General features: G+C 71.4%; 19 protein-coding genes. 12 read left to right on the top strand and 7 right to left on the bottom strand.

From position 1 onward, the window contains the following. Positions 1 to 241: 241 nt before the first annotated feature. The 3 genes from ABD709_RS19825 to ABD709_RS19815 are packed head-to-tail and all read left to right on the top strand — an operon-like array spanning position 242 to position 2,773. The gene (locus tag ABD709_RS19825) at positions 242 to 655 is read left to right on the top strand and encodes an MOSC domain-containing protein (RefSeq protein WP_344778721.1); all 414 of its coding nucleotides are present in this window, start codon (positions 242 to 244) and stop codon (positions 653 to 655) included. A gap of 60 nt (positions 656 to 715) precedes the next feature. After that, positions 716 to 2,458 (top strand): sodium:solute symporter family protein, encoded by a 1,743-nt coding sequence (locus ABD709_RS19820; RefSeq protein WP_344778719.1) that lies wholly within the window; start codon positions 716 to 718, stop codon positions 2,456 to 2,458. A 9-nt stretch (positions 2,459 to 2,467) separates the two neighbouring features. Then, positions 2,468 to 2,773 (top strand): hypothetical protein, encoded by a 306-nt coding sequence (locus ABD709_RS19815; protein WP_344778717.1) that lies wholly within the window; start codon positions 2,468 to 2,470, stop codon positions 2,771 to 2,773. 6 nt (positions 2,774 to 2,779) lie between these two features. Here the strand turns inward: ABD709_RS19815 and ABD709_RS19810 are convergent, their stop codons facing one another. The 3 genes from ABD709_RS19810 to kstD are packed head-to-tail and all read right to left on the bottom strand — an operon-like array spanning position 2,780 to position 5,852. Beyond that, on the bottom strand, positions 2,780 to 3,220 hold the full coding sequence (locus tag ABD709_RS19810) for an OsmC family peroxiredoxin (protein ID WP_344778715.1): 441 nt from the start codon (positions 3,218 to 3,220) through the stop codon (positions 2,780 to 2,782). 24 nt (positions 3,221 to 3,244) lie between these two features. Continuing rightward, complete coding sequence (locus tag ABD709_RS19805) at positions 3,245 to 4,120, bottom strand: MaoC/PaaZ C-terminal domain-containing protein (protein ID WP_344778713.1); 876 nt, start codon at positions 4,118 to 4,120, stop codon at positions 3,245 to 3,247. A gap of 1 nt (position 4,121) precedes the next feature. Then, the gene (gene kstD, locus ABD709_RS19800) at positions 4,122 to 5,852 is read right to left on the bottom strand and encodes a 3-oxosteroid 1-dehydrogenase (protein ID WP_344778711.1); all 1,731 of its coding nucleotides are present in this window, start codon (positions 5,850 to 5,852) and stop codon (positions 4,122 to 4,124) included. 34 nt (positions 5,853 to 5,886) lie between these two features. On the opposite strand from kstD, the gene ABD709_RS19795 reads away from it, so the two are divergent. From ABD709_RS19795 to ABD709_RS19755, 9 genes are all read left to right on the top strand, one after another. Then, a complete protein-coding gene (locus ABD709_RS19795; protein WP_344778709.1) occupies positions 5,887 to 6,684 on the top strand; it encodes a 2-keto-4-pentenoate hydratase in 798 nt (265 codons plus the stop codon). A 1-nt stretch (position 6,685) separates the two neighbouring features. Then, the gene (locus tag ABD709_RS19790) at positions 6,686 to 7,612 is read left to right on the top strand and encodes an acetaldehyde dehydrogenase (acetylating) (RefSeq protein ID WP_344778707.1); all 927 of its coding nucleotides are present in this window, start codon (positions 6,686 to 6,688) and stop codon (positions 7,610 to 7,612) included. Beyond that, on the top strand, positions 7,609 to 8,748 hold the full coding sequence (gene dmpG / locus ABD709_RS19785; protein WP_344778705.1) for a 4-hydroxy-2-oxovalerate aldolase: 1,140 nt from the start codon (positions 7,609 to 7,611) through the stop codon (positions 8,746 to 8,748). Before ABD709_RS19790 ends, dmpG begins: the two co-directional genes overlap by 4 nt. A gap of 60 nt (positions 8,749 to 8,808) precedes the next feature. Then, complete coding sequence (gene hsaA / locus ABD709_RS19780; RefSeq protein WP_344778704.1) at positions 8,809 to 9,999, top strand: 3-hydroxy-9,10-secoandrosta-1,3,5(10)-triene-9,17-dione monooxygenase oxygenase subunit; 1,191 nt, start codon at positions 8,809 to 8,811, stop codon at positions 9,997 to 9,999. Further along, the gene (gene hsaD / locus ABD709_RS19775) at positions 9,999 to 10,925 is read left to right on the top strand and encodes a 4,5:9,10-diseco-3-hydroxy-5,9,17-trioxoandrosta-1(10),2-diene-4-oate hydrolase (protein WP_344778702.1); all 927 of its coding nucleotides are present in this window, start codon (positions 9,999 to 10,001) and stop codon (positions 10,923 to 10,925) included. Before hsaA ends, hsaD begins: the two co-directional genes overlap by 1 nt. Positions 10,926 to 10,930: 5 nt before the next feature. Further along, entirely contained in the window at positions 10,931 to 11,830 is a 900-nt protein-coding gene (gene hsaC / locus ABD709_RS19770) for an iron-dependent extradiol dioxygenase HsaC (protein ID WP_344778808.1), read from the top strand. A 19-nt stretch (positions 11,831 to 11,849) separates the two neighbouring features. Continuing rightward, positions 11,850 to 12,515 carry a flavin reductase family protein gene (locus ABD709_RS19765; RefSeq protein ID WP_344778700.1) on the top strand — a complete coding sequence of 222 codons (666 nt, stop codon included), beginning with the start codon at positions 11,850 to 11,852 and terminating at the stop codon, positions 12,513 to 12,515. A gap of 99 nt (positions 12,516 to 12,614) precedes the next feature. Further along, positions 12,615 to 13,562 (top strand): trypsin-like serine peptidase, encoded by a 948-nt coding sequence (locus tag ABD709_RS19760; protein WP_344778698.1) that lies wholly within the window; start codon positions 12,615 to 12,617, stop codon positions 13,560 to 13,562. 11 nt (positions 13,563 to 13,573) lie between these two features. Next, entirely contained in the window at positions 13,574 to 14,089 is a 516-nt protein-coding gene (locus ABD709_RS19755) for a TetR/AcrR family transcriptional regulator (RefSeq protein ID WP_344778696.1), read from the top strand. Here the strand turns inward: ABD709_RS19755 and ABD709_RS19750 are convergent. The 4 genes from ABD709_RS19750 to ABD709_RS19735 are packed head-to-tail and all read right to left on the bottom strand — an operon-like array spanning position 14,019 to position 18,359. Then, on the bottom strand, positions 14,019 to 15,020 hold the full coding sequence (locus ABD709_RS19750) for an acyl-CoA dehydrogenase family protein (RefSeq protein ID WP_344778694.1): 1,002 nt from the start codon (positions 15,018 to 15,020) through the stop codon (positions 14,019 to 14,021). The two genes, ABD709_RS19755 and ABD709_RS19750, sit on opposite strands and share 71 nt — an antisense overlap. Continuing rightward, complete coding sequence (locus ABD709_RS19745; RefSeq protein ID WP_344778692.1) at positions 15,020 to 15,667, bottom strand: acyl-CoA dehydrogenase family protein; 648 nt, start codon at positions 15,665 to 15,667, stop codon at positions 15,020 to 15,022. The genes ABD709_RS19750 and ABD709_RS19745 overlap by 1 nt, the downstream gene beginning before the upstream one ends. Then, the gene (locus ABD709_RS19740; protein WP_344778690.1) at positions 15,664 to 16,824 is read right to left on the bottom strand and encodes an acyl-CoA dehydrogenase family protein; all 1,161 of its coding nucleotides are present in this window, start codon (positions 16,822 to 16,824) and stop codon (positions 15,664 to 15,666) included. The genes ABD709_RS19745 and ABD709_RS19740 overlap by 4 nt, the downstream gene beginning before the upstream one ends. Beyond that, positions 16,821 to 18,359: a FadD3 family acyl-CoA ligase gene (locus ABD709_RS19735; protein ID WP_344778688.1), complete on the bottom strand. Its 1,539-nt coding sequence runs from the start codon at positions 18,357 to 18,359 to the stop codon at positions 16,821 to 16,823. The genes ABD709_RS19740 and ABD709_RS19735 overlap by 4 nt, the downstream gene beginning before the upstream one ends. Positions 18,360 to 18,373: the final 14 nt, after the last annotated feature.

The following is an 18,373-nucleotide window of genomic DNA, read 5'->3' as shown; positions in this document are numbered from 1 at the left end:
CGGCCGGTGGTGGGGGCTGGGGGTTTCGAGGCTCGGCGCTGGGGCGCCTCGCACCTCAACCACCGGCGGGTGGTGGGAGCCGGGGCGCCTCGCACCTCAACCACCGGCGGGTGGTGGAGCCGGGGGTTTCGAGGTTCATGCGCCTAGTTCTGGCACCGAGGGCCGACACATCCCAGGTGCGTGTCGGGATACTGCTCCCGTGTCGGGAGGGGAGCAGGAGCCCACGGTGGTGAGGATCCACGTGGCGAAGGCGAGCCGACTGCCGATGCAGGAGAAGCAGGCCGTCGAGGTCGAGGCGGGCAAGGGGATCGTGGGGGACCGCTATCACGGCACCAGGCACCGGCACGTGACCGTGCAGAGCAGGGAGCGGCTCGCGGAGGCGGCGGCGGTGTTCGGGGCGGACGTGCCGGAAGGACTGACCCGTCGCAACGTGACGATCAGTCATGGCGACGTGCCGCGCGAGCCCGGCGCCCGGCTGCGGATCGGCGACGTGCTCCTCGAGGCGGTGCGCGTGTCGGCGCCGTGCAAGCTCCTCGTCGACACGATCGGTCGCGGTGCGCAGGAGGCGCTGCGCCGGCGGGCGGGAACGGTGTTCCGGGTGCTGGAGGGCGGCACGATCGCCGTCGGCGACACGGTGCGGCGCTCGCCGGACTGAGGGCTGCCCGGGTCTAACTTGGGTACCGGCTCGCCGACCACGGAGTAGAAGGCCGAACAAATGAACCTCGGGAACACCGCACCACCGACGGCGCTCACGACACTGATCGACGCCAACGCCATCGACTACGTCATCCTCGCGACGTACTTCGTCTTCGTCCTCGGGATCGGTCTGCTGGCGCGCCGCCAGGTCTCCGACTCCGTCGACTTCTTCCTGTCCGGACGATCGCTCCCGGCGTGGGTGACCGGGCTGGCGTTCATCTCGGCGAACCTCGGCGCCGTCGAGATCATGGGCATGTCGGCCAACGGCGCCCAGTTCGGGCTGCCGTCGGTCCACTACTTCTGGGTGGGCGCCATCCCGGCGATGCTGTTCCTCGGCATCGTGATGATGCCGTTCTACTACGGCTCCAAGGTCCGGTCGGTCCCGGAGTTCATGCTCCGCCGGTTCGGGCCGGGCGCGCACCTGGTCAATTCGATCTCGTTCGCCGTCGCGCAGCTGCTCATCGCGGGCGTCAACCTGTTCCTGCTGGGGACCGTGATCCACGCGCTGCTCGGGTGGCCGCTGTGGATCGCGCTCACCGTCGCGGCCCTGGTGGTCCTCTCCTACATCACCCTCGGCGGCCTGTCGGCGGCGATCTACAACGAGGTGCTGCAGTTCTTCGTGATCGTCGCCGCCCTGCTGCCGCTCACGATCATCGGGCTGCACGAGGTGGGCGGCTGGAACGGGCTGATGGACGCCGTCCAGCCCGAGAAGGGCGGCGCGACCGTCGGCCAGCAGACCGAGTCCTGGCCCGGCCAGGCGCTGTCCGGGTTCGACTCCGGCTTCTGGTCGGTCGTCGGCATCGTCTTCGGCCTGGGCTTCGTGCTGTCCTTCGGCTACTGGACGACGAACTTCGTCGAGGTCCAGCGGGCGATGGCCACCAACTCGATCTCGTCGGCGCGGAAGACGCCGATCATCGGGGCCTTCCCCAAGATGTTCGTCCCCTTCATCACGATCGTGCCGGGCATGCTCGCTGCCGTCCTGGTCAAGGAGCTCGCCGAGCTGAAGGCCGGCGGCTCACCGCCCGGCGGCGCTTCGGGGAAGGGCGTCGCCTACAACGACGCGTTGCTCTACCTGATGCGGGACCTGTTGCCCAACGGCCTCCTCGGCGTCGCCATCACCGGCCTGCTCGCGGCCTTCATGGCCGGAATGGCGGCCAACATCTCGGCCTTCAACACCGTGTTCAGCTACGACCTCTACGGCGACTACCTGGTCAAGGGCAAGTCCGACCGGCACTACCTCCTCGTCGGCCGGATCGCGACCGTCGGGGCGACGGGCGTCGCTGTCCTCACGGCTGCGCTGGCGTCGCACTTCTCGAACATCATGGACTACCTCCAGGTGCTGTTCGGGTTCTTCAACGCCCCGTTGTTCGCGACGTTCATCCTGGGGATGTTCTGGAAGCGGATGAGTCCGACCGCCGGGTGGGTCGGCCTGGTCGCCGGTACGGCGTCCGCCATCGTGGTGGCGATCCTGACCCAGGGCACGCTCGGCAGCTACAGCACCGGCGTGATCCACGTGGGCGGCCAGGGCGCGGCGTTCCTCTGTGCCTCTGCCGCCTTCGTGGTGGACGTGGTCCTGAGCATCGCGATCTCCGTCGTCACCCGGCCCAAGCCTGCCGAGGAGCTGGTCGGCCTGGTCTACTCGGAGACACCGGCGGAGATGCGCACCGACCCCCACGAGTCGTCGTACCCCTGGTACCAGCGGCCCGCTCCGCTCGCCGGCATCGCGCTGGTGATGGTCATCGTTCTCAACGCGATCTTCTAGGAGCGAGTGATGTCTGCGAACCTCGACGACAACGACGCCGAGCGCCGCCAGCGGCACACCGCCGGCGCGTTCGACATCCGCAACGTGATCGGTGCGCTGCTCGGGATCTACGGCGTGGTGCTGCTCGTGCTCGGGCTCGTCAGCGACGACACCGGCGAGCACACCGGCGACCTCAACGCGAACCTCTGGGCCGGGGTCGCGCTGGTCGTCGTCTCGGCCGTCTTCCTCACCTGGGCGCGCGTGCGTCCCACCGTGGTGGACGAGGAGGCGGTCGCCGACAAGCGCGCCGAGGACGAGGACCCGCCCGCGTCCTGACCGGGCTCAGGACTCCAGTGCGGCGTCGAGGGTGATGTCGACGCCGGCGAGTGCCTTGCTGATCGGGCAGCCCGCCTTCGCGGTCTCCGCCGCCTTCGAGAAGCCGGCCTCGTCGAGCCCGGACACCTCGCCGCGCACGGTCAGCTTGATCCCGGTGAGCCGGAAGCCGCCGGCCGGGTCGGGACCGAGCGTGACGTCAGCGGTCACGTCGAGCGCCTCCGGCGTGCCGCCGGCCTGGGCGATCTCGTTGGAGAGCGACATGGCGTAGCAGGCCGAGTGCGCGGCGGCGACGAGCTCCTCGGGGCTGGTCGTCCCGTCCGCGTCGTCGGCGGCGCGCTTGGGGAACGACACCTCGTAGGTGCCGACGCCGGACGAGGTCAGCTCGACCTGGCCGGAGCCGTCCTGGAGACCACCGTTCCACGCGGTACGTGCAGTGCGAGTAGGCATGCACCGAACCTAGCGACCGGCCGGTCAGACCGACAGCACGCAGTCCGCCAGCACGGGCGAACCGTCCCGCTCGCCGCCCGCGATCGTCGCGGAGGCGACCACCCGCCCGTCCTCGTGCCAGCCGGAGACCTGGATCGTCTCGCCCGGGAACACGACGCCTGCGAAGCGCGCGGTGAAGCCGCGGACCGCGGTCGCGTCGCCGCCGAGCAGACCGCTGGTCAGCTCGCGCAGCACGATGCCGTAGGAGCAGAGCCCGTGCAGGATCGGCGCCGGGAACCCCGCACGCTTGGCGAAGTCCGGGTCGGCGTGCAGCGGGTTGCGGTCGCCGCACAGGCGGTAGAGCAGCGCCTGCTGCGGCGTGACGGCGTACGACGTCTGCAGGTCGGGGTCGCGGTCGGGCACGGCGACGGCCTCCGACGAGCCGCGTTCGCCACCGAAGCCGCCCTCGCCCCGCACGAAGATCGACGACCGGGTCCGCCACAGCTCCTCGCCCGAGTCGGCGCGTGCCACGCCCTCCTGCCAGATCACAGCGGCTTTGCCCTTGTCCCACACGTCGGTGAGCGTCGTGGTGACGGTGGCCGTGCCGGAGGTCGGCAGCGGGCCGGCCACCTCGACCGACTGGGAGCCGTGCACGACCTGCGCGAGGTTGATCTCGCAGCCGGGCAGGTCCAGCGGCGGCGGGTCGGTCGCGTGGAACGTCGGCACGACCACGCCGAAGGAGGGCAGCACCTGCAGGGACGGCCCGTCCAGGGTCCAGCGCAGTGCGTCGGGGGAGAGGTTGTCGCCCTCGCGCGAGCCGGCGCCGATCGCCAGGTGGTAGAGCAGCACGTCGCTCTCGGACCAGGAGAAGGTCGTGGAGCCGAGCTCGGCCCCGATCGCGACGGACGGGTCGATCGGCATGTCAGGCCTCCGGGTCTCGTGACGGTCGCTGCGCGACCTCCTCGACCACCGGGGCCGAGGCGATGTCCTCCGCGGCCAGGTAGCCGAAGACGATGGCGGGCCCGATCGTGGCACCGGGACCGGCGTAGGTGTAGCCCATGACGGCGGCCGACACGTTGCCGGCGGCGTAGAGGCCCGGGATCACCGACCCGTCGGCGCGCAGCACCCGCGCGCGCTCGTCGGTGAGCAGGCCGCCCTTGGTCCCCAGGTCGCCGGGCACGATCTTCACGGCGTAGAACGGCGCCTGGTCGATCGTGTGCAGCGAGGGGTTCGGCTTCACCGTGGGGTCGGAGTAGTACTTGTCGTAGGCCGACTCGCCCCGGTGGAAGTCCTCGTCGACGCCGGTGCGGGCGAACCCGTTGAAGCGCTCGACGGTCTCCGCCAGCGCGTCCGCCGGTACGTCGATCTCGGCCGCGAGCGCCTCGAGGGTGGCGCCCTTCCTGATCGTGCCGTTCTTGTACCAACGGCCCGGGAACGCCTGCCGCGGGCTCAGCCCGGCGAACAGGTACCGGTTGCGGTAGCGCTGGTCGATGATCATCCAGCTCGGCACGTGCGGCACGCCGGTCTGCTCGCCCTTGTACATCTCCTGGACGGCCTCGACGTAGGGCAGCGCCTCGTTCATGTACCGCCGGCCTGCCTGGTTGACCATGATCGAGCCGGGCAGGTTGCGTTCGGCCAGGCAGAACCACGGCCCGCTCGGCAGCGGGATCGTCGGGCCCCACCAGGCGTCGTCCATGATGTCGGTCGCCGCGCCCGCGGCGATGCCGGCCTCGAGGCCGGCGCCGGTGTTGAACGTCGAGCCGGTCGTCCACTCCTCGGAGGTGGGCTGCGGCAGGAACTTCGCGCGCAGCTCCTGGTTGCGCTCGAACCCGCCGCTGCCGAGGATCACGCCGCGCCGGGCGCGGACCTCGTGCTGCCGGCCGTCGTGCTCGACGACCACACCGGCGACCCGGCCGTTCTCGAGGAGCAGCCGCATGAGCGCGTGGTCGTAGAAGACGGGGACGCCGGCGTCCATCAGCCCCTTGCGCAGCCCGATCGCGATCGCGTTTCCCATCGCGAACATCTTCCGGCCGAGCACGATGCTCACCAGCCGCCGGAGCAGCACCATGACCATCGTGAGCGGCCCCTGCAGGGTGCGCAGGCCCAGGCTGATCTTGCGGTACATCGCCTGGGTGACGATCAGGTTCGCCGGCGCCTTGGTGTACGGCGGGTGCAGGCGGTCGAGCTCCTCGCCCAGGAACCGGGCGTCCAGCGGCACCGGCTCGACGGTCCGGCCGCGCGGGCGGCCACCGGGGGCCTCGGGGTGGTAGTCGGCGTACTGCGGGACCCAGGTGAACCGGACCGGGGTGTTCGCCTTGAGGAAGTCCATGACCTCGGCGCCGCGGTCGACGTAGGTGTCCCGGCGGACCTTCGACACAGCGTCGCCGACGATGGAGTCGAGGTAGAGCTTGGCGTTGGCGAGGTCGTCGTCCTCGCCGGCGGCCTTGAGGGCGTAGTTCCCGGGGATCCAGACGCCCCCGCCGCTGCGCGCGGTCGAGCCGCCGAAGTAGTCGCTCTTCTCCACCAGGACGGTGTCCAGCCCCCGCCGGGCGGCCGCCAGGGCAGCGCTCATGCCGGCGCCGCCCGCGCCCACGACGACAACGTCCACCTCGCCCGGAAGCGCGGCGAGCGCGCCCGGCGTACCACCCGTCATGGCACAAAACTGTAACAGGTTCTAGTATGGCGACGTGACCTCCTCCGACGCGATCGCCGCCGCGGTCGACCGCCTGGTGCTGGCCCAGGAGAAGCGAGTGCCGTGCGCGGCCGTGCGCGACCTGATCGGCACCGACGACCTCGAGTCGGCGTACGCCGTGCAGCAGGGCATCGTGCAGCGGCGCCTCGCCGGCGGTTCCCGCGTCGTCGGCCGGAAGATCGGCGCGACGTCCGAGGCCGTGCAGAGGCAGCTGGGCGTCGACCAGCCCGACTTCGGCTACCTGTTCGACGACATGGACGTGAGCGGGCGCGAGCGGGTCTCGATGGAGAGCCTGCTCCAGCCCCGGGTCGAGGCCGAGGTCGCGTTCCGGCTGGCCGCGGACATCGCGCCGGAGACCGAGGAGGAGATCACGCTCGCCCTGGTGCGAGCGGCGGTCGACGTCGCGATCCCGGCGCTCGAGATCGTCGACTCGCGGATCGAGGGCTGGGACATCACGTTCACCGACACCGTCGCCGACCAGGCATCCAGCGGCCTGTTCGTGGTCGGCACCGAGGGTCGGTCGCTCGACGACCTCGAGCCGCGCGACGTCACGATGTCGCTCACCATCAACGGCGAGGAGCGCTCCGCCGGCAACGGCGCGGCCTGCCTCGGCGACCCGCTGGAGGCGCTGCGCTGGCTCGCCGTCCAGGCCTGGCGGTTCGGAGACCCGCTCCGCGCCGGCCACCTGATCCTGTCCGGGGCCCTGGGCCCGTTCGTCCCCTTCGCGCCGGGCGACCGCGTGGAGGCAGCGATCAGCGGCTTCGAGCCGCTCGTCGCCGACTTCGAGGAGTGAAATGGTTTCGACAGGCGCAACCACCGGCGGGAAGCTGACTGCCGCCATCGTGGGGCCCGGCAACATCGGCACCGACCTGCTCTACAAGCTGCTCCGCAGCGACGTCGTCGAGCCGCGCTGGATGATCGGCGTCGACCCGACCAGCGAGGGGCTCAAGCTCGCGGCTGACAAGGGCCTCGAGGCGAGCCACGAGGGCGTCGACTGGCTGCTCAAGCAGGAGCAGCTGCCGGACCTGATCTTCGAGGCCACCTCGGCCTACGTGCACCGCGAGTACGCGCCGCGCTACGCCGAGGCGGGCATCCGTGCCGTCGACCTCACGCCGGCAGCCGTCGGCCCCGCGGTGATCCCGCCCGTCAACGGCGAGGAGCACGTCGGTGCGCCGAACGTCAACATGATCACCTGTGGCGGCCAGGCGACGATCCCGATGGTGGCGGCGGTCTCGCGCGTCACCCCGGTGTCCTACGCCGAGATCGTCGCGTCGGTCTCCTCGGTCAGCGCCGGCCCGGGCACCCGCGCCAACATCGACGAGTTCACCCGGACCACGAGCAAGGGTGTGGAGACGATCGGCGGCGCCGAGCGCGGCAAGGCGATCATCATCCTGAACCCTGCAGAGCCGCCCATGATCATGCGCGACACGATCTTCTGCGCGGTCGATCCCGACGCCGACACCGACGCGATCGCGGCGTCGATCGTCGACATGGAGCGGGCGGTCCAGGAGTACGTCCCGGGCTACCGGCTGCTCCAGGAGCCGCAGTTCGACGGCCCGTCCGACTTCACGCGCGGCATGCGCCGCGTGTCGATCTTCGTCGAGGTCGAGGGTGCCGGCGACTACCTGCCGCCGTACTCCGGGAACCTCGACATCATGACCGCCGCCGCGACGCAGGTCGGCGAGAACATCGCCCGTTCGATCCTCGGGAGGAACCAGTGACCGACCTCGACGAGCTGACCAGGACCTGGTCCGGCGCCCACGGCGACGAGCCCTGGGGCGAGCTCGACCTCCGGCTGACCGACACCTGCCTGCGCGACGGCTCGCACCACAAGCGGCACCAGTTCACCGCGCAGGAGGTGCACGACATCGTCGAGGCGCTGGACACCTCCGGCATCCCCGTCATCGAGGTGACCCACGGTGACGGGCTCGGCGGGAGCAGCTTCAACTACGGGTTCTCCAAGACCCCGGAGCAGGAGCTGATCCGGATCGCGGCCGAGACGGCCAAGCGCGCCAAGATCGCGTTCCTGATGCTGCCCGGCGTCGGCACCAAGGACGACATCCGGGCAGCGCAGGACAACGGCGGCCAGATCTGCCGGATCGCGACCCACTGCACCGAGGCGGACGTCTCCATCCAGCACTTCGGCCTGGCCCGCGAGCTGGGCCTCGAGACGGTCGGCTTCCTGATGATGAGCCACACCCAGCCGCCCGAGGTGCTCGCGAAGCAGGCCCGGATCATGGTCGACGCGGGCTGCCAGTGCGTCTACGTCGTCGACTCCGCCGGTGCCCTGATCATGGAGCAGACCGCCGACCGCGTGTCCGCGCTCGTCGCCGAGATCGGCGACCAGGCCGACGTCGGCTTCCACGGCCACGAGAACCTCGGGCTCGGCGTCGCGAACACCGTGATCGCGGCGCGAGCCGGGGCGACCCAGATCGACGGCTCCGTGCGCCGGTTCGGCGCCGGCGCCGGGAACACGCCGCTCGAGGCGTTCATCGGGGTGTGCGACAAGCTCGGCTGGACCACCGGCGTCGACTTCATGAGCATCATCGACGCGTCCGAGGAGGTCATCAAGCCGGCCATGCCCGAGGAGTGCCAGCTGGACCGGATGACGCTGATGATGGGCTACGCCGGGGTCTACTCCTCCTTCCTCAAGCACGCCGGCAACGCCGCCGAGCGGTACGGCGTCAGCGGCGCCGAGATCCTGCTCGAGGCCGGCCGCCGCAAGCTGATCGGCGGCCAGGAGGACCAGCTCATCGACATCGCGCTGCTGCTCAAGGCCAAGGGTCTCGATACGGCCTCGCCCAGGGGCTCGGCCTACTCGACCACCGAAACCGCGGATGCCGGAAGCGTTGCGTGACACGAAACTAGAACGTGTTCTAGTATGGTTGGACCAGTCGACCCGACAGGAGCTCCCGAGATGACCAACGCTTCGCGACCCGCCGCCGTCCAGGCAGTCCTGGACGGCGTGCGTGACCTGCTCCCGACCCTCCGCGAGCGGGCGGACGAGGCCGAGCGGCTCCGCGTCGTCCCCGACGCGTCGATCAAGGAGCTCGAGGAGACCGGGTTCTTCCGGCTGCTCCAGCCGGCCCGCTACGACGGCCTCGAGGCCGACCCGGTCGACTTCTACACCGCGGTGCGCGACATCGCGTCGGCCTGCGGCTCGACCGGCTGGGTCTCCAGCGTCGTCGGCGTGCACCCGTGGCAGGTGGCGCTCTTCGACGACGCGGCGCAGCAGGCGGTCTGGGGCGAGGACACCAACGTCCGGCTGAGCTCCTCCTACGCGCCGACGGGCAAGGCGGTGCTCACCGAGGGCGGGTTCAAGCTCAGCGGCAAGTGGAGCTTCTCCTCCGGCTGCGACCACTGCTCCTGGGTGCTGCTCGGCGGCCTGGTGTTCAACGAGGAGGGCCAGGTCGTTGACTTCCGCACGTTCATGGTCCCGCGGGAGAAGTACCAGATCATCGACGTCTGGAACGTCGTCGGTCTCCGCGGCACGGGCTCCAACGACATCGTGGTCGAGGAGACCTTCATCCCCGAGGCGTTCACGCTGTCGATGGGGGAGACCGGCCAGTGCAAGGGCCCCGGCCAGGCCGTGAACACCAGCGACCTCTACAAGCTGCCCTTCCACTCGATCTTCACCGGCACCATCACCACGCCGATCATCGGCATGGCCAAGGGCGCCTACGCCGAGCACGTCGAGATGCAGCAGAAGCGGGTGCGGGCGGCGTACCTCGGCGAGAAGGCGGCTCTCGACCCGTTCGCCGCGGTCCGGATCGCACGGGCATCGTCGGAGATCGACGCCGCCTGGGCGCTGCTGGTCAACAACATCCGCGAGGAGCAGGACCACGTCGCCCGGGGCGAGAAGATCCCGCTGGAGCTCCGGCTGCGGGTGCGGCGCGACCAGGTCCTGGGCTCCCAGCGCGCGATCGACGCGATCGACGAGCTGTTCGAGGCCTCCGGCGGCCGCGCGCTCGCCGAGGGCACCTACCTCCAGCGCGCCTGGCGCGACGCGCACGCCGGCCGCGTGCACGCCGCCAACGACCCCGAGCGGGCCCTGCAGATGTACGGCGCCCAGCAGTTCGGCCACAAGGTCGATCCCGGGATGTACTGATGGCCCTGACTCGGGAGCAGGCCCGCCGCACCACCACGGTCAAGACCGAGGCGGCCGGCGAGATCACCCTCGCCTACTACGAGGCAGGCCCCCTCGACAGGGGCGGTGATCGAGGAGGTCGCGCTAGCGACCGTCACGAGATCCCGCTGGTGATGCTGCACGGCGGTGGCCCCGGCGCGTCGTCGTGGTCCAACTTCGGCTCCGCGCTGGAGGGGTTCGCGGCGTCGTACCGGACCATCCTGGTGGACCAGCCGGGCTTCGGCGCCTCGGACAAGCCGCCGGTCGTGGGCAACTACTACCGGTTCTCCGCGGACGCCGTCGTGGCGCTGCTCGACGAGCTCGGCATCGAGAAGGTGCACCTGCTCGGCAACAGCCTCGGCGGCGGTACGGCGATGCGGCTCGCGCTGTCCTACCCCGACCGGGTCGGCCGGCTCGTGCTGATGGGTCCCGGCGGGCTCTCGCTCAACGTCTTCCACGCCGACCCCACCGAGGGGGTCCAGCGACTGATGGACTTCGGGGCGAACCCGTCCAAGGAGGCGCTGCGCGCCTTCATCTCGACGATGGTCGTCGACCAGGACCTGGTCACCGACGAGCTGGTCGAGGAGCGGTACGCCGACGCGACGGCCCCAGGTGCCCGCGAGGCGATGGCGTCGATGGGCTGGTCCTTCTACAACCCCGAGACGGCCGAGGACGGGATGCTCTGGCGCGAGGCCCATCGGCTGCGGCACCAGACGCTGCTGACCTGGGGCCGTGAGGACCGGGTGAACCCGCTCGACGGTGCCATGGTCGCGCTCAAGCTGATCCCGAAGGCCCAGCTGCACGTGTTCCCGCGGTGCGGCCACTGGGCCCAGATCGAGGCCGCCGACGAGTTCCGCGAGATCGCTGTCGGGTTCCTGAGCCGGCACGTCGAGAAGAAGAGGGCGTGACCGAGATGTCGATCGATATCAAGTCCATGGGCTACGTCCGCGTGGCCAGCACCGACCTCGCTGCCTGGGAGACGTTCGCCGGCAAGGTCCTCGGCCTCGCTGCCGGCCGCGGCCCGAGCCCCGAGAACCAGTACTGGCGGATCGACCAGGTCTCCGCCCGCCTCGTCGTCTTCCCGTCCGACCGCGACGAGCTGTCGGCCACCGGGTGGGAGGTCGCCGACCACCAGGCGCTGCAGGAGGCGCGCGAGCACCTGCAGAAGGCCGGCGTGGACTTCGAGGAGGGCACCCGCGAGGAGCTCGACGAGCGCCGGGTCCAGGAGCTGGTCCGGTTCCGCGACCCCTGGGACAACGTGTTCGAGCTCTTCCACGGCATCACCTACGAGTCGCGGCCGGTCGTGACGCCGTACGCCGCGCGGTTCGTCACCGCCGACCAGGGCATGGGTCACATCGTGCTGCCCGTCCTCGACGACGTGGAGGCCCTCCGGTTCTACACGGAGGTGCTCGGCTTCCGGCTGCGCGACTCGATGAGCATGCCGGGGGAGTTCGTCGGCAAGGAGCCCGGCTCCAAGGTGTGGCTGCGGTTCCTCGGCGTGAACCCGCGGCACCACTCGCTCGCGTTCCTGCCGATGCCCAACCCGAGCAAGTGCGTCCACATCATGCTCGAGGTCGACGAGCTCGACCACGTGGGCCGCGCGCTGGAGCGGGTGCGCAAGCACAAGGCGCCGCTGTCCGCGACGCTCGGCCGCCACATGAACGACGAGATGATCTCGTTCTACGTGAAGTCACCGGCCGGCTTCGACGTGGAGTTCGGCACCGACGGACTTCGCGTCGACGACCATGCCTGGGTGGCCCGGGAGTCGACCGCGGTCTCGTACTGGGGGCACGACTTCGGCGGCGGCAGCTGAGGTCAGTACGGTGGCCAGCATGCCCGCCCACCAGGTCCCCGAGGAGCCGCTCCCCGAGGGGATGAGCCCCGACGCGCGGGAGACCTGGCCGAGCCCGACCCTCATCGACTCCTGGCTCGGCGACGCCGAGATCGACTTCGAGTTCCGTCCGGGCGAGGACGTCGCGGTCCACGACGACCCCGAGGCCCGCGCCGCCGCACGGAGGTTCCGCGACGTCATGGGGGCGTTCGCGTCGGGGATCACCGTCGTGACGACGATGAGCGGCGGGCAGCCCGTGGGCATGACCTGCCAGTCGTTCTCGAGCGTCTCGCTCGACCCGCCGCTGGTGCTTTTCGTGCCCGCGAAGACCTCGCGGGCCTGGCCGCTCATCCAGCGGGCCGGGCGGTTCGCCGTCAACGTGCTCGCCGCCGACCAGGAGCACATCTCGACCCAGATGGCCAGCAAGGGCAGCGACAAGTTCGCGGGCGTCGGGTGGCACCCCAGCGAGGTGACCGGGTCCCCGGTCATCGAGGGCACCCTCGCCCACCTCGACTGCACGATCCACGCGGTCCACGAGGGCGGGGACCACTTCGTCGTCATCGGACGGGTCCAGCACCTCCAGACCGGGCCGGGCGACGGCACCGCCGACCGGTTGGGCGAGCCGCTGCTCTACTTCCGCGGCCGCTACCGCACCACCGACGACTGAGCGCGGCCCGTCACCTCTCGTGGGTGAGACACGTTGCTACGGGTGACGTCGCGGCGTTCCGCGCGCGGCGGGCTCTGACACAGGGGGGATGGTGACCGCGTGCGCCGACCTGGCGTCGTACTCGTGACCGGCCTGTTGGCGCTGGCGGGGACCTTCGCTGCGACCGGCGCCGCCGATGTCGCCCACGCCGCGACCCGGCACGGGCACCGGACCAGCATCCTGCGGAGCCCTGCGCCCGTGACCGCCGACCGGGCGCGAGCCGTCCGCGACTACTGGACGCCGGCCCGGATGGCGGCGGCCACCCCGGTCGACGCGTTGCTGGGCCTCACGTCCACCCACGACCGCGGGCGCGCTCCGGCCCGGCAACGACGCGTGCACGTGCCCTCCTCGGTGGGCCGGCTGTTCTTCACCACCAGCGCCGGTGACGCCAGCTGCACCGCCTCCGCCATCCGCACCCGCAAGCGCAACCAGGTCATCACGGCCGGCCACTGCGTGAACACCGGCCCGGACGGCGGCGGGTTGCTCGGCCAGCCGGAGTGGTTCAGCAACTGGGTGTTCGTGCCGCGCTACCACGACGGGCAGCGACCGTTCGGGAAGTGGGTGGCCACCGACGCCTTCGCCTTCGGGGGCTGGGTCAACCACGGTCGCTACTCGCGCGACCAGGCCGTCATCAAGTTCCAGCGCCGCCACGGCCGCAAGCTCACCCGGGTCGTCGGCGCGAACCTGGTGCGCACCGGCCTGCACCAGCGGCAGCGCGGGGTCCGGATCTGGGGCTGGCCGGCGGAGTTCCAGTACGACGGCGAGCGCGCCGTGCACTGCGACGGCCGCACCACGCGGCGGGGGCTCAGCAAGGACGCCAAGATGCGCTGCCCGATGAACGGCGGCGCCAGCGGCGGGCCGTGGCTCCTGCGCAAGGACCGCCACGCGGACTGGGGTCTGATCTTCGCGGTCACGTCGCGCCGGACCGTGCACCACCGGCCGAAGCTGCTGCTCGCCGTACCGCTGCCCGACGCGCTCAAGGACCTGCTCCGCCACGTCAACCGGTAGCGTCCGGGGCCATGCGCAGCCTGGACCCGACCGAGGACCTCGCGATCACGCTGGTCCGGCGCTTCCTGGTCCTCTGCGAGCACCCGCGCAGCCGGGACCGGATGTTGCGCGTGGTCTCCCGGTCCATGCAGCCGGGAGCGGACGCCCCGCGGGTCTACCGCTGGCTGAACCGGGCGATGCTGACGCCGCGCATGCAACGGGGCGGCCGCACCATGTCGGCGATGAAGTGGGAGCTCGTCGCCTCGCAGCTGTTCGCCGTCGCGACGATGCGCTACCTGCTCGAGCTGGAGCCGATCGCGTCCGCTGCCCGGGACGACGTGGTGACGATGGCGGCACCGGGCGTCCTGGCGGTCCTCCAGGGCACCGACGTGTTCAGTGCGCTGGTCGTCGACGAGGACGAGGACCTCTCCGACCTCGGTGACACCGACGACCTGGCCGAGGTCGAGGAGCCGCGGGTCAGAGGGCGACGGCTGCCCGGTGTCGGTGCGGTGGCCCGGCGAGCTGCGCGAGTGCGTGCGCGCGCTTGAGGACGAGGTGCGCGTCGTGCTCCCAGGTGATCGCGATGCCGCCGTGCAGCTGGACGCACTCCCCGGCCAGGTGCGCCGCCGCTGACAGCGCGGTCGCAGCGGCAGCGTGCGCGAGCTGCTCGGCGTCCTCCGTGCGCCGGCTGACGGCGTACGACGCCGCCCAGCTCGCCGAGCGGGCCAGCTCGAGCTGCACGAGCATCTCGGCCATCCGGTGCTTCAGCGCCTGGAAGGACCCGATCGGGCGCCCGAACTGCACGCGCTCCTTGCTGTAGTCGACCGTCATCCGCAGGGCCCGGTCGCAGAGCCCGACGGCGAGCGCGGCACAGGCCGCCTCGCTGGTGCTCCGCGCGGCCGCGGCGGCGGCCGCGCCGTCGCCGACCACGGCGGTCGTCGCCGAGGCGAGATCCACCTCGGCGAGCCGGATGGTCTGGTCCATCGACCCGACCGCCCGCACCTCCGCCGTCCCCGGCTCGACCTCCACCAGGTCCCCGTCGACCACCGCCAGCAGGATCGAGGCCGCGCCGTCCAACGTCGACCCGTCGCCAACGTCGCATCGGTTCGGCACGAGGGTGGCGATCTCGCCGGCGGCGATGCGGGGGAGGAGGCGCTCCTTGCCGTCGTCGGTGCCGCCGGCGAGCAGCGCCGCGGTCGCGACGGTGGTGGCCAGCAGCGGCGACGGGGCGAGCGAGCGACCGAGCTCCTCGAGCACGATCGCCGTCTCGAAGAACGACGCGCCCACGCCGTCGTGGTCCTCGGGCACCATCAGCGCAGCGACGCCGATCTGCTCGCACAGCGTCGCCCACAGCGACTCGTCGAACCCCGTGTCGCTCGTCATGGCCGCGCGGACGGCGGCGGAGTCGGCGCGCTTGTCGAGCAGGGACCGCACCGTCGAGGCCAGCTCCGCCTGCTCACGGCTGAACGCGAACTCCATCAGCCCGCCCGCTCGGCGAGGAGGGCGTCGAGGATCCGACGGCGGTGGAAGGCCGCGGTGCCGTGGGCCGACTGCAGCTCCCGGATCGTCGTCAGCCAGGTGCTGAGCTCGAGCTCGAGCGTGTAGCCGATGGCGCCGTGCACCTGCAGGCCGGTGCGGGAGGCGAGGTAGGCCGCGTCGCCCGCGCCGACCTTCGCGGCCGACACGCTTCTCGGGGTCATGTCGAGGGCGGCGCCGTGGACGAGCGGGCGCGCGAAGTCGAGGGCGATCCGCACGTCGGCGAGCCGGTGCTTGATCGCCTGGTAGGAGCCGATCTCGCGACCGAACTGCCGGCGCTGCTTGGCGTAGGCGACGGTGTCGGCGAGGACCCGCTCGCCGGCGCCGAGGAGGTAGGCCGCGGTGGCCAGCGTCGCCAGCTCGGCGTCGTCCCGCACACCGGCTGTCGAAGCGACGGCGTCCCGCACCGCGTGCTTGCCGAGCACCTCGAACGCGACGACGACCTCGACCGCAGAAGCCTCGGCCGCGAGGTCGTTGATGCCCAGCTCCTCGAGGCGCTGCCACAGGTCGGGCGCGGCGCGGTTGCCGGCGACCAGCTTGTCGAGGGCGTCGCGCAGCGCGACCTGCTCGTCGTCGAGGGCGAACCTCATCGCGCCACTCCCTTGGGCTCGCGCGGGAGGCCGAGCAGGCGTTCGGCCACGATGTTGCGCTGGATCTCGTTGGTGCCCGCGTAGATGGGACCCGACAGGGCGAAGATGTAGCCGTCCAGCCAGCGCGAGTCCTCCGTGGCCCGCTCGCCGAGCAGGCCGAGCGCGGTCTCGTGGAGCGCGACGTCCAGCTCGGACCACCACACCTTGTTCACCGAGCCGGCCGGACCGATGTCGCCGCCGTCGGCGAGGGTCGTGACCGTGCCCCAGGTGTAGAGGCGGTAGGCCTCCGCGCGGATCCAGGCGTCGACCACGCCGCCGGTCGCCGCGTCGCGGTCCGGGCCGTCGGGCGTGGCGGCGTACAGGTCGACCAACCGGTCGGCGGCCGCGCAGAACCGACCGGGGGAGCGCAGGGACAGCCCGCGCTCGTTGCCGGCGGTGCTCATCGCCACCCGCCAGCCGTCGCCCGGCTCGCCGAGGACGTCCGCGTCGGGCACGAACACGTCATCGAAGAACACCTCGGCGAACCCGGCCTCGCCGTCCAGCTGGGCGATCGGCCGGACCGTGACGCCCTCGGCGTCCAGCGGGAACAGGAAGTAGGTGAGTCCGGCGTGCTTCTGCGCCTCGGGGTCGCTGCGGAACAGGCCGAAGCCCCAGTCGGCCAGCGCCGCCCGCGAGCACCAGATCTTCTGGCCGTTGAGGACCCAGCCGCCGCGGCCGTCGTCACGCCGGGCGGTCGACTTCAGCGAGGCCAGGTCCGACCCGGCCTCCGGCTCCGACCAGCACTGGGCCCAGATCCGCTCGCCGGTGCCCATCGTCGGCAGGAACCGGTCCTGCTGGTCCTTGGTGCCGTGCTCGAAGACGATCGGCGCGAGCAGGAAGATGCCGTTCTGGGAGACCCGGCCGGGCGCGCCGGCGCGGTAGTACTCCTCCTCGAAGATCACCCACTCGACGAGGGAGGCTCCGCGGCCGCCGTACTCCTCCGGCCAGGACACGACCGACCACCGGTCCGCGGCCAGCCGCGCCTCCCACTCCTGGTGCAGCGCCCAGCCCTCGGGCGTGTCCATCGACGGCAGCGGCTCGGCAGGCACGTTGGCGGCCAGCCACGCGCGGGCCTCGTCGCGGAAGGCGAGCTCGCTCGCGCTGAGGTCGAGATTCAATTCTTCTCCTCGGTCCCTGAGGTGCGAGCTTGCGAGCCTCGAAGGGCCTGCTTCAACACCTTGCCGGACAGGTTGCGGGGGAGGACGTCGACCGTCTCGACGTAGCGCGGCACCTTGAAGTTGGCGAGCCGCTCCTTGGCGAACGCGATCACCTCGTCGCGGGCCGCGGTACCGACGACGAACGCCTTGCCGACCTCGCCCATCCGCTCGTCGGGCACTCCGACCACCGCGACGTCCTGGACGCCGTCGAGCCGCAGCAGCGTCTGCTCGACCTCGGCCGGATAGACGTTGAAGCCGCCGGAGATGTACATGTCCTTGAGCCGGTCGGTGATCCTGAGATTGCCGAGCTCGTCCATCTCTCCGACGTCGCCGGTGTGCAGCCAGCCGTCGGCGTCGATCGCCTCGGCGGTGGCGGCGGGGTCGTCGAGGTAGCCGAGCATCACGTAGTCGCCGCGGACGAGCAGCTCGCCGTTCGCCGCGATCCGGGTCTCCATGCCCGGGATGGCGCGGCCGTTGGTCGTCGCGACGGTCTCGGCGGAGTCGTCCTCGCGGCACATCGTGACGACCACCGCCTCGGTCATCCCGAACGCGGTGACGACGTGGTCGATCCCGAGGCCCTCGGGGGCTTCCGCGCGCATCCGCTCGATGAGGACGACCGGTACGACGGCCGCGCCGGTGACGGCGAGCCGGAGGCTGGACAGGTCGCGATCCTCCCGGCCGGGGGCGGAGAGCAGCGACTGGTAGATCGTCGGTGCGCCGGGCAGCAGCGTGATCCGCTCGGTCTCGATGATCCGCATCGTCTCGTCGAGGTCGAAGGTCGCGACGGGGTAGAGGGTCGCCCCGGTGAGCAGGCCGACGAGGATCCCGATCTTGTAGCCGAACGAGTGGAAGAAGGGGTTGATCACCAGGTAGCGGTCGTCGGCGGTGACGCCGCCGAGCTCGGCCCACGCCCGGGCGACGCCGATGCTCTGCCGGTGGGCGCTCATCGCGCCCTTCGGGCGCCCGGTGGTCCCGGAGGTGAACAGGATGTCCGCCACGTCGTCGGGCGCGACGGCGTCGGCGCGCGACTCCACCTCCTCGCTGCTCGCCTCCCGGACCTGGCGCTCCTCCCCGCGATGGTCCAGTGAGAGGTCGGCGAGGCTGCCGAGCACCCTGGTCGAGGAGAGCTCGCTGGCCGCCCGCAGCTCGGCGAGCTGGCTGCGACCCAGGAAGCCGTCGGCCACGAGCACCGTCGTGGCCGCGGTCCGGTCGACCAGGTCGGCGACCTCGTGGCCGGTGTAGCGGGAGTTCGCGGGGACCAGGACGCCGCCCGCGTAGGTCGTCGCGAGCGCCGCGACCACCCACTCGATGCTGTTGGGACCCCAGACCACGACCCGCTCGCCGGCGGCCAGGCCGTGCCCGACATAGCGCCGCGCGAGGTCCCGGACGGCCTCCAGCAGCTCGGCGTAGGTCAGGGTGCGGTCGCCCGCGACGTAGGCCGGCCGGTCGCCGTACCTCTCCGCCGCGGCGCGGAGGAGTGCGGGAATTGTGTCCACGACGACACCCTACC

Source organism: Nocardioides panacisoli (genome assembly GCF_039537325.1).
Lineage (GTDB): Bacteria > Actinomycetota > Actinomycetes > Propionibacteriales > Nocardioidaceae > Nocardioides > Nocardioides panacisoli.
Note: the sequence above shows the minus strand (reverse complement) of the source record. Positions and strands in the feature narration are given on the sequence as shown.

Coding starts and splice junctions, on each gene's coding strand:
- kstD (WP_344778711.1), bottom strand. CDS start 5,852: ATGACGGGTGGTACGCCGGGCGCGCTCGCCGCGCTTCCGGGCGAGGTG.
- hsaA (WP_344778704.1), top strand. CDS start 8,809: ATGACCAACGCTTCGCGACCCGCCGCCGTCCAGGCAGTCCTGGACGGC.
- ABD709_RS19820 (WP_344778719.1), top strand. CDS start 716: ATGAACCTCGGGAACACCGCACCACCGACGGCGCTCACGACACTGATC.
- ABD709_RS19810 (WP_344778715.1), bottom strand. CDS start 3,220: ATGCCTACTCGCACTGCACGTACCGCGTGGAACGGTGGTCTCCAGGAC.
- ABD709_RS19815 (WP_344778717.1), top strand. CDS start 2,468: ATGTCTGCGAACCTCGACGACAACGACGCCGAGCGCCGCCAGCGGCAC.
- ABD709_RS19790 (WP_344778707.1), top strand. CDS start 6,686: ATGGTTTCGACAGGCGCAACCACCGGCGGGAAGCTGACTGCCGCCATC.
- ABD709_RS19750 (WP_344778694.1), bottom strand. CDS start 15,020: ATGGAGTTCGCGTTCAGCCGTGAGCAGGCGGAGCTGGCCTCGACGGTG.
- hsaD (WP_344778702.1), top strand. CDS start 9,999: ATGGCCCTGACTCGGGAGCAGGCCCGCCGCACCACCACGGTCAAGACC.
- ABD709_RS19805 (WP_344778713.1), bottom strand. CDS start 4,120: ATGCCGATCGACCCGTCCGTCGCGATCGGGGCCGAGCTCGGCTCCACG.
- ABD709_RS19745 (WP_344778692.1), bottom strand. CDS start 15,667: ATGAGGTTCGCCCTCGACGACGAGCAGGTCGCGCTGCGCGACGCCCTC.
- ABD709_RS19755 (WP_344778696.1), top strand. CDS start 13,574: ATGCGCAGCCTGGACCCGACCGAGGACCTCGCGATCACGCTGGTCCGG.
- ABD709_RS19765 (WP_344778700.1), top strand. CDS start 11,850: ATGCCCGCCCACCAGGTCCCCGAGGAGCCGCTCCCCGAGGGGATGAGC.
- hsaC (WP_344778808.1), top strand. CDS start 10,931: ATGTCGATCGATATCAAGTCCATGGGCTACGTCCGCGTGGCCAGCACC.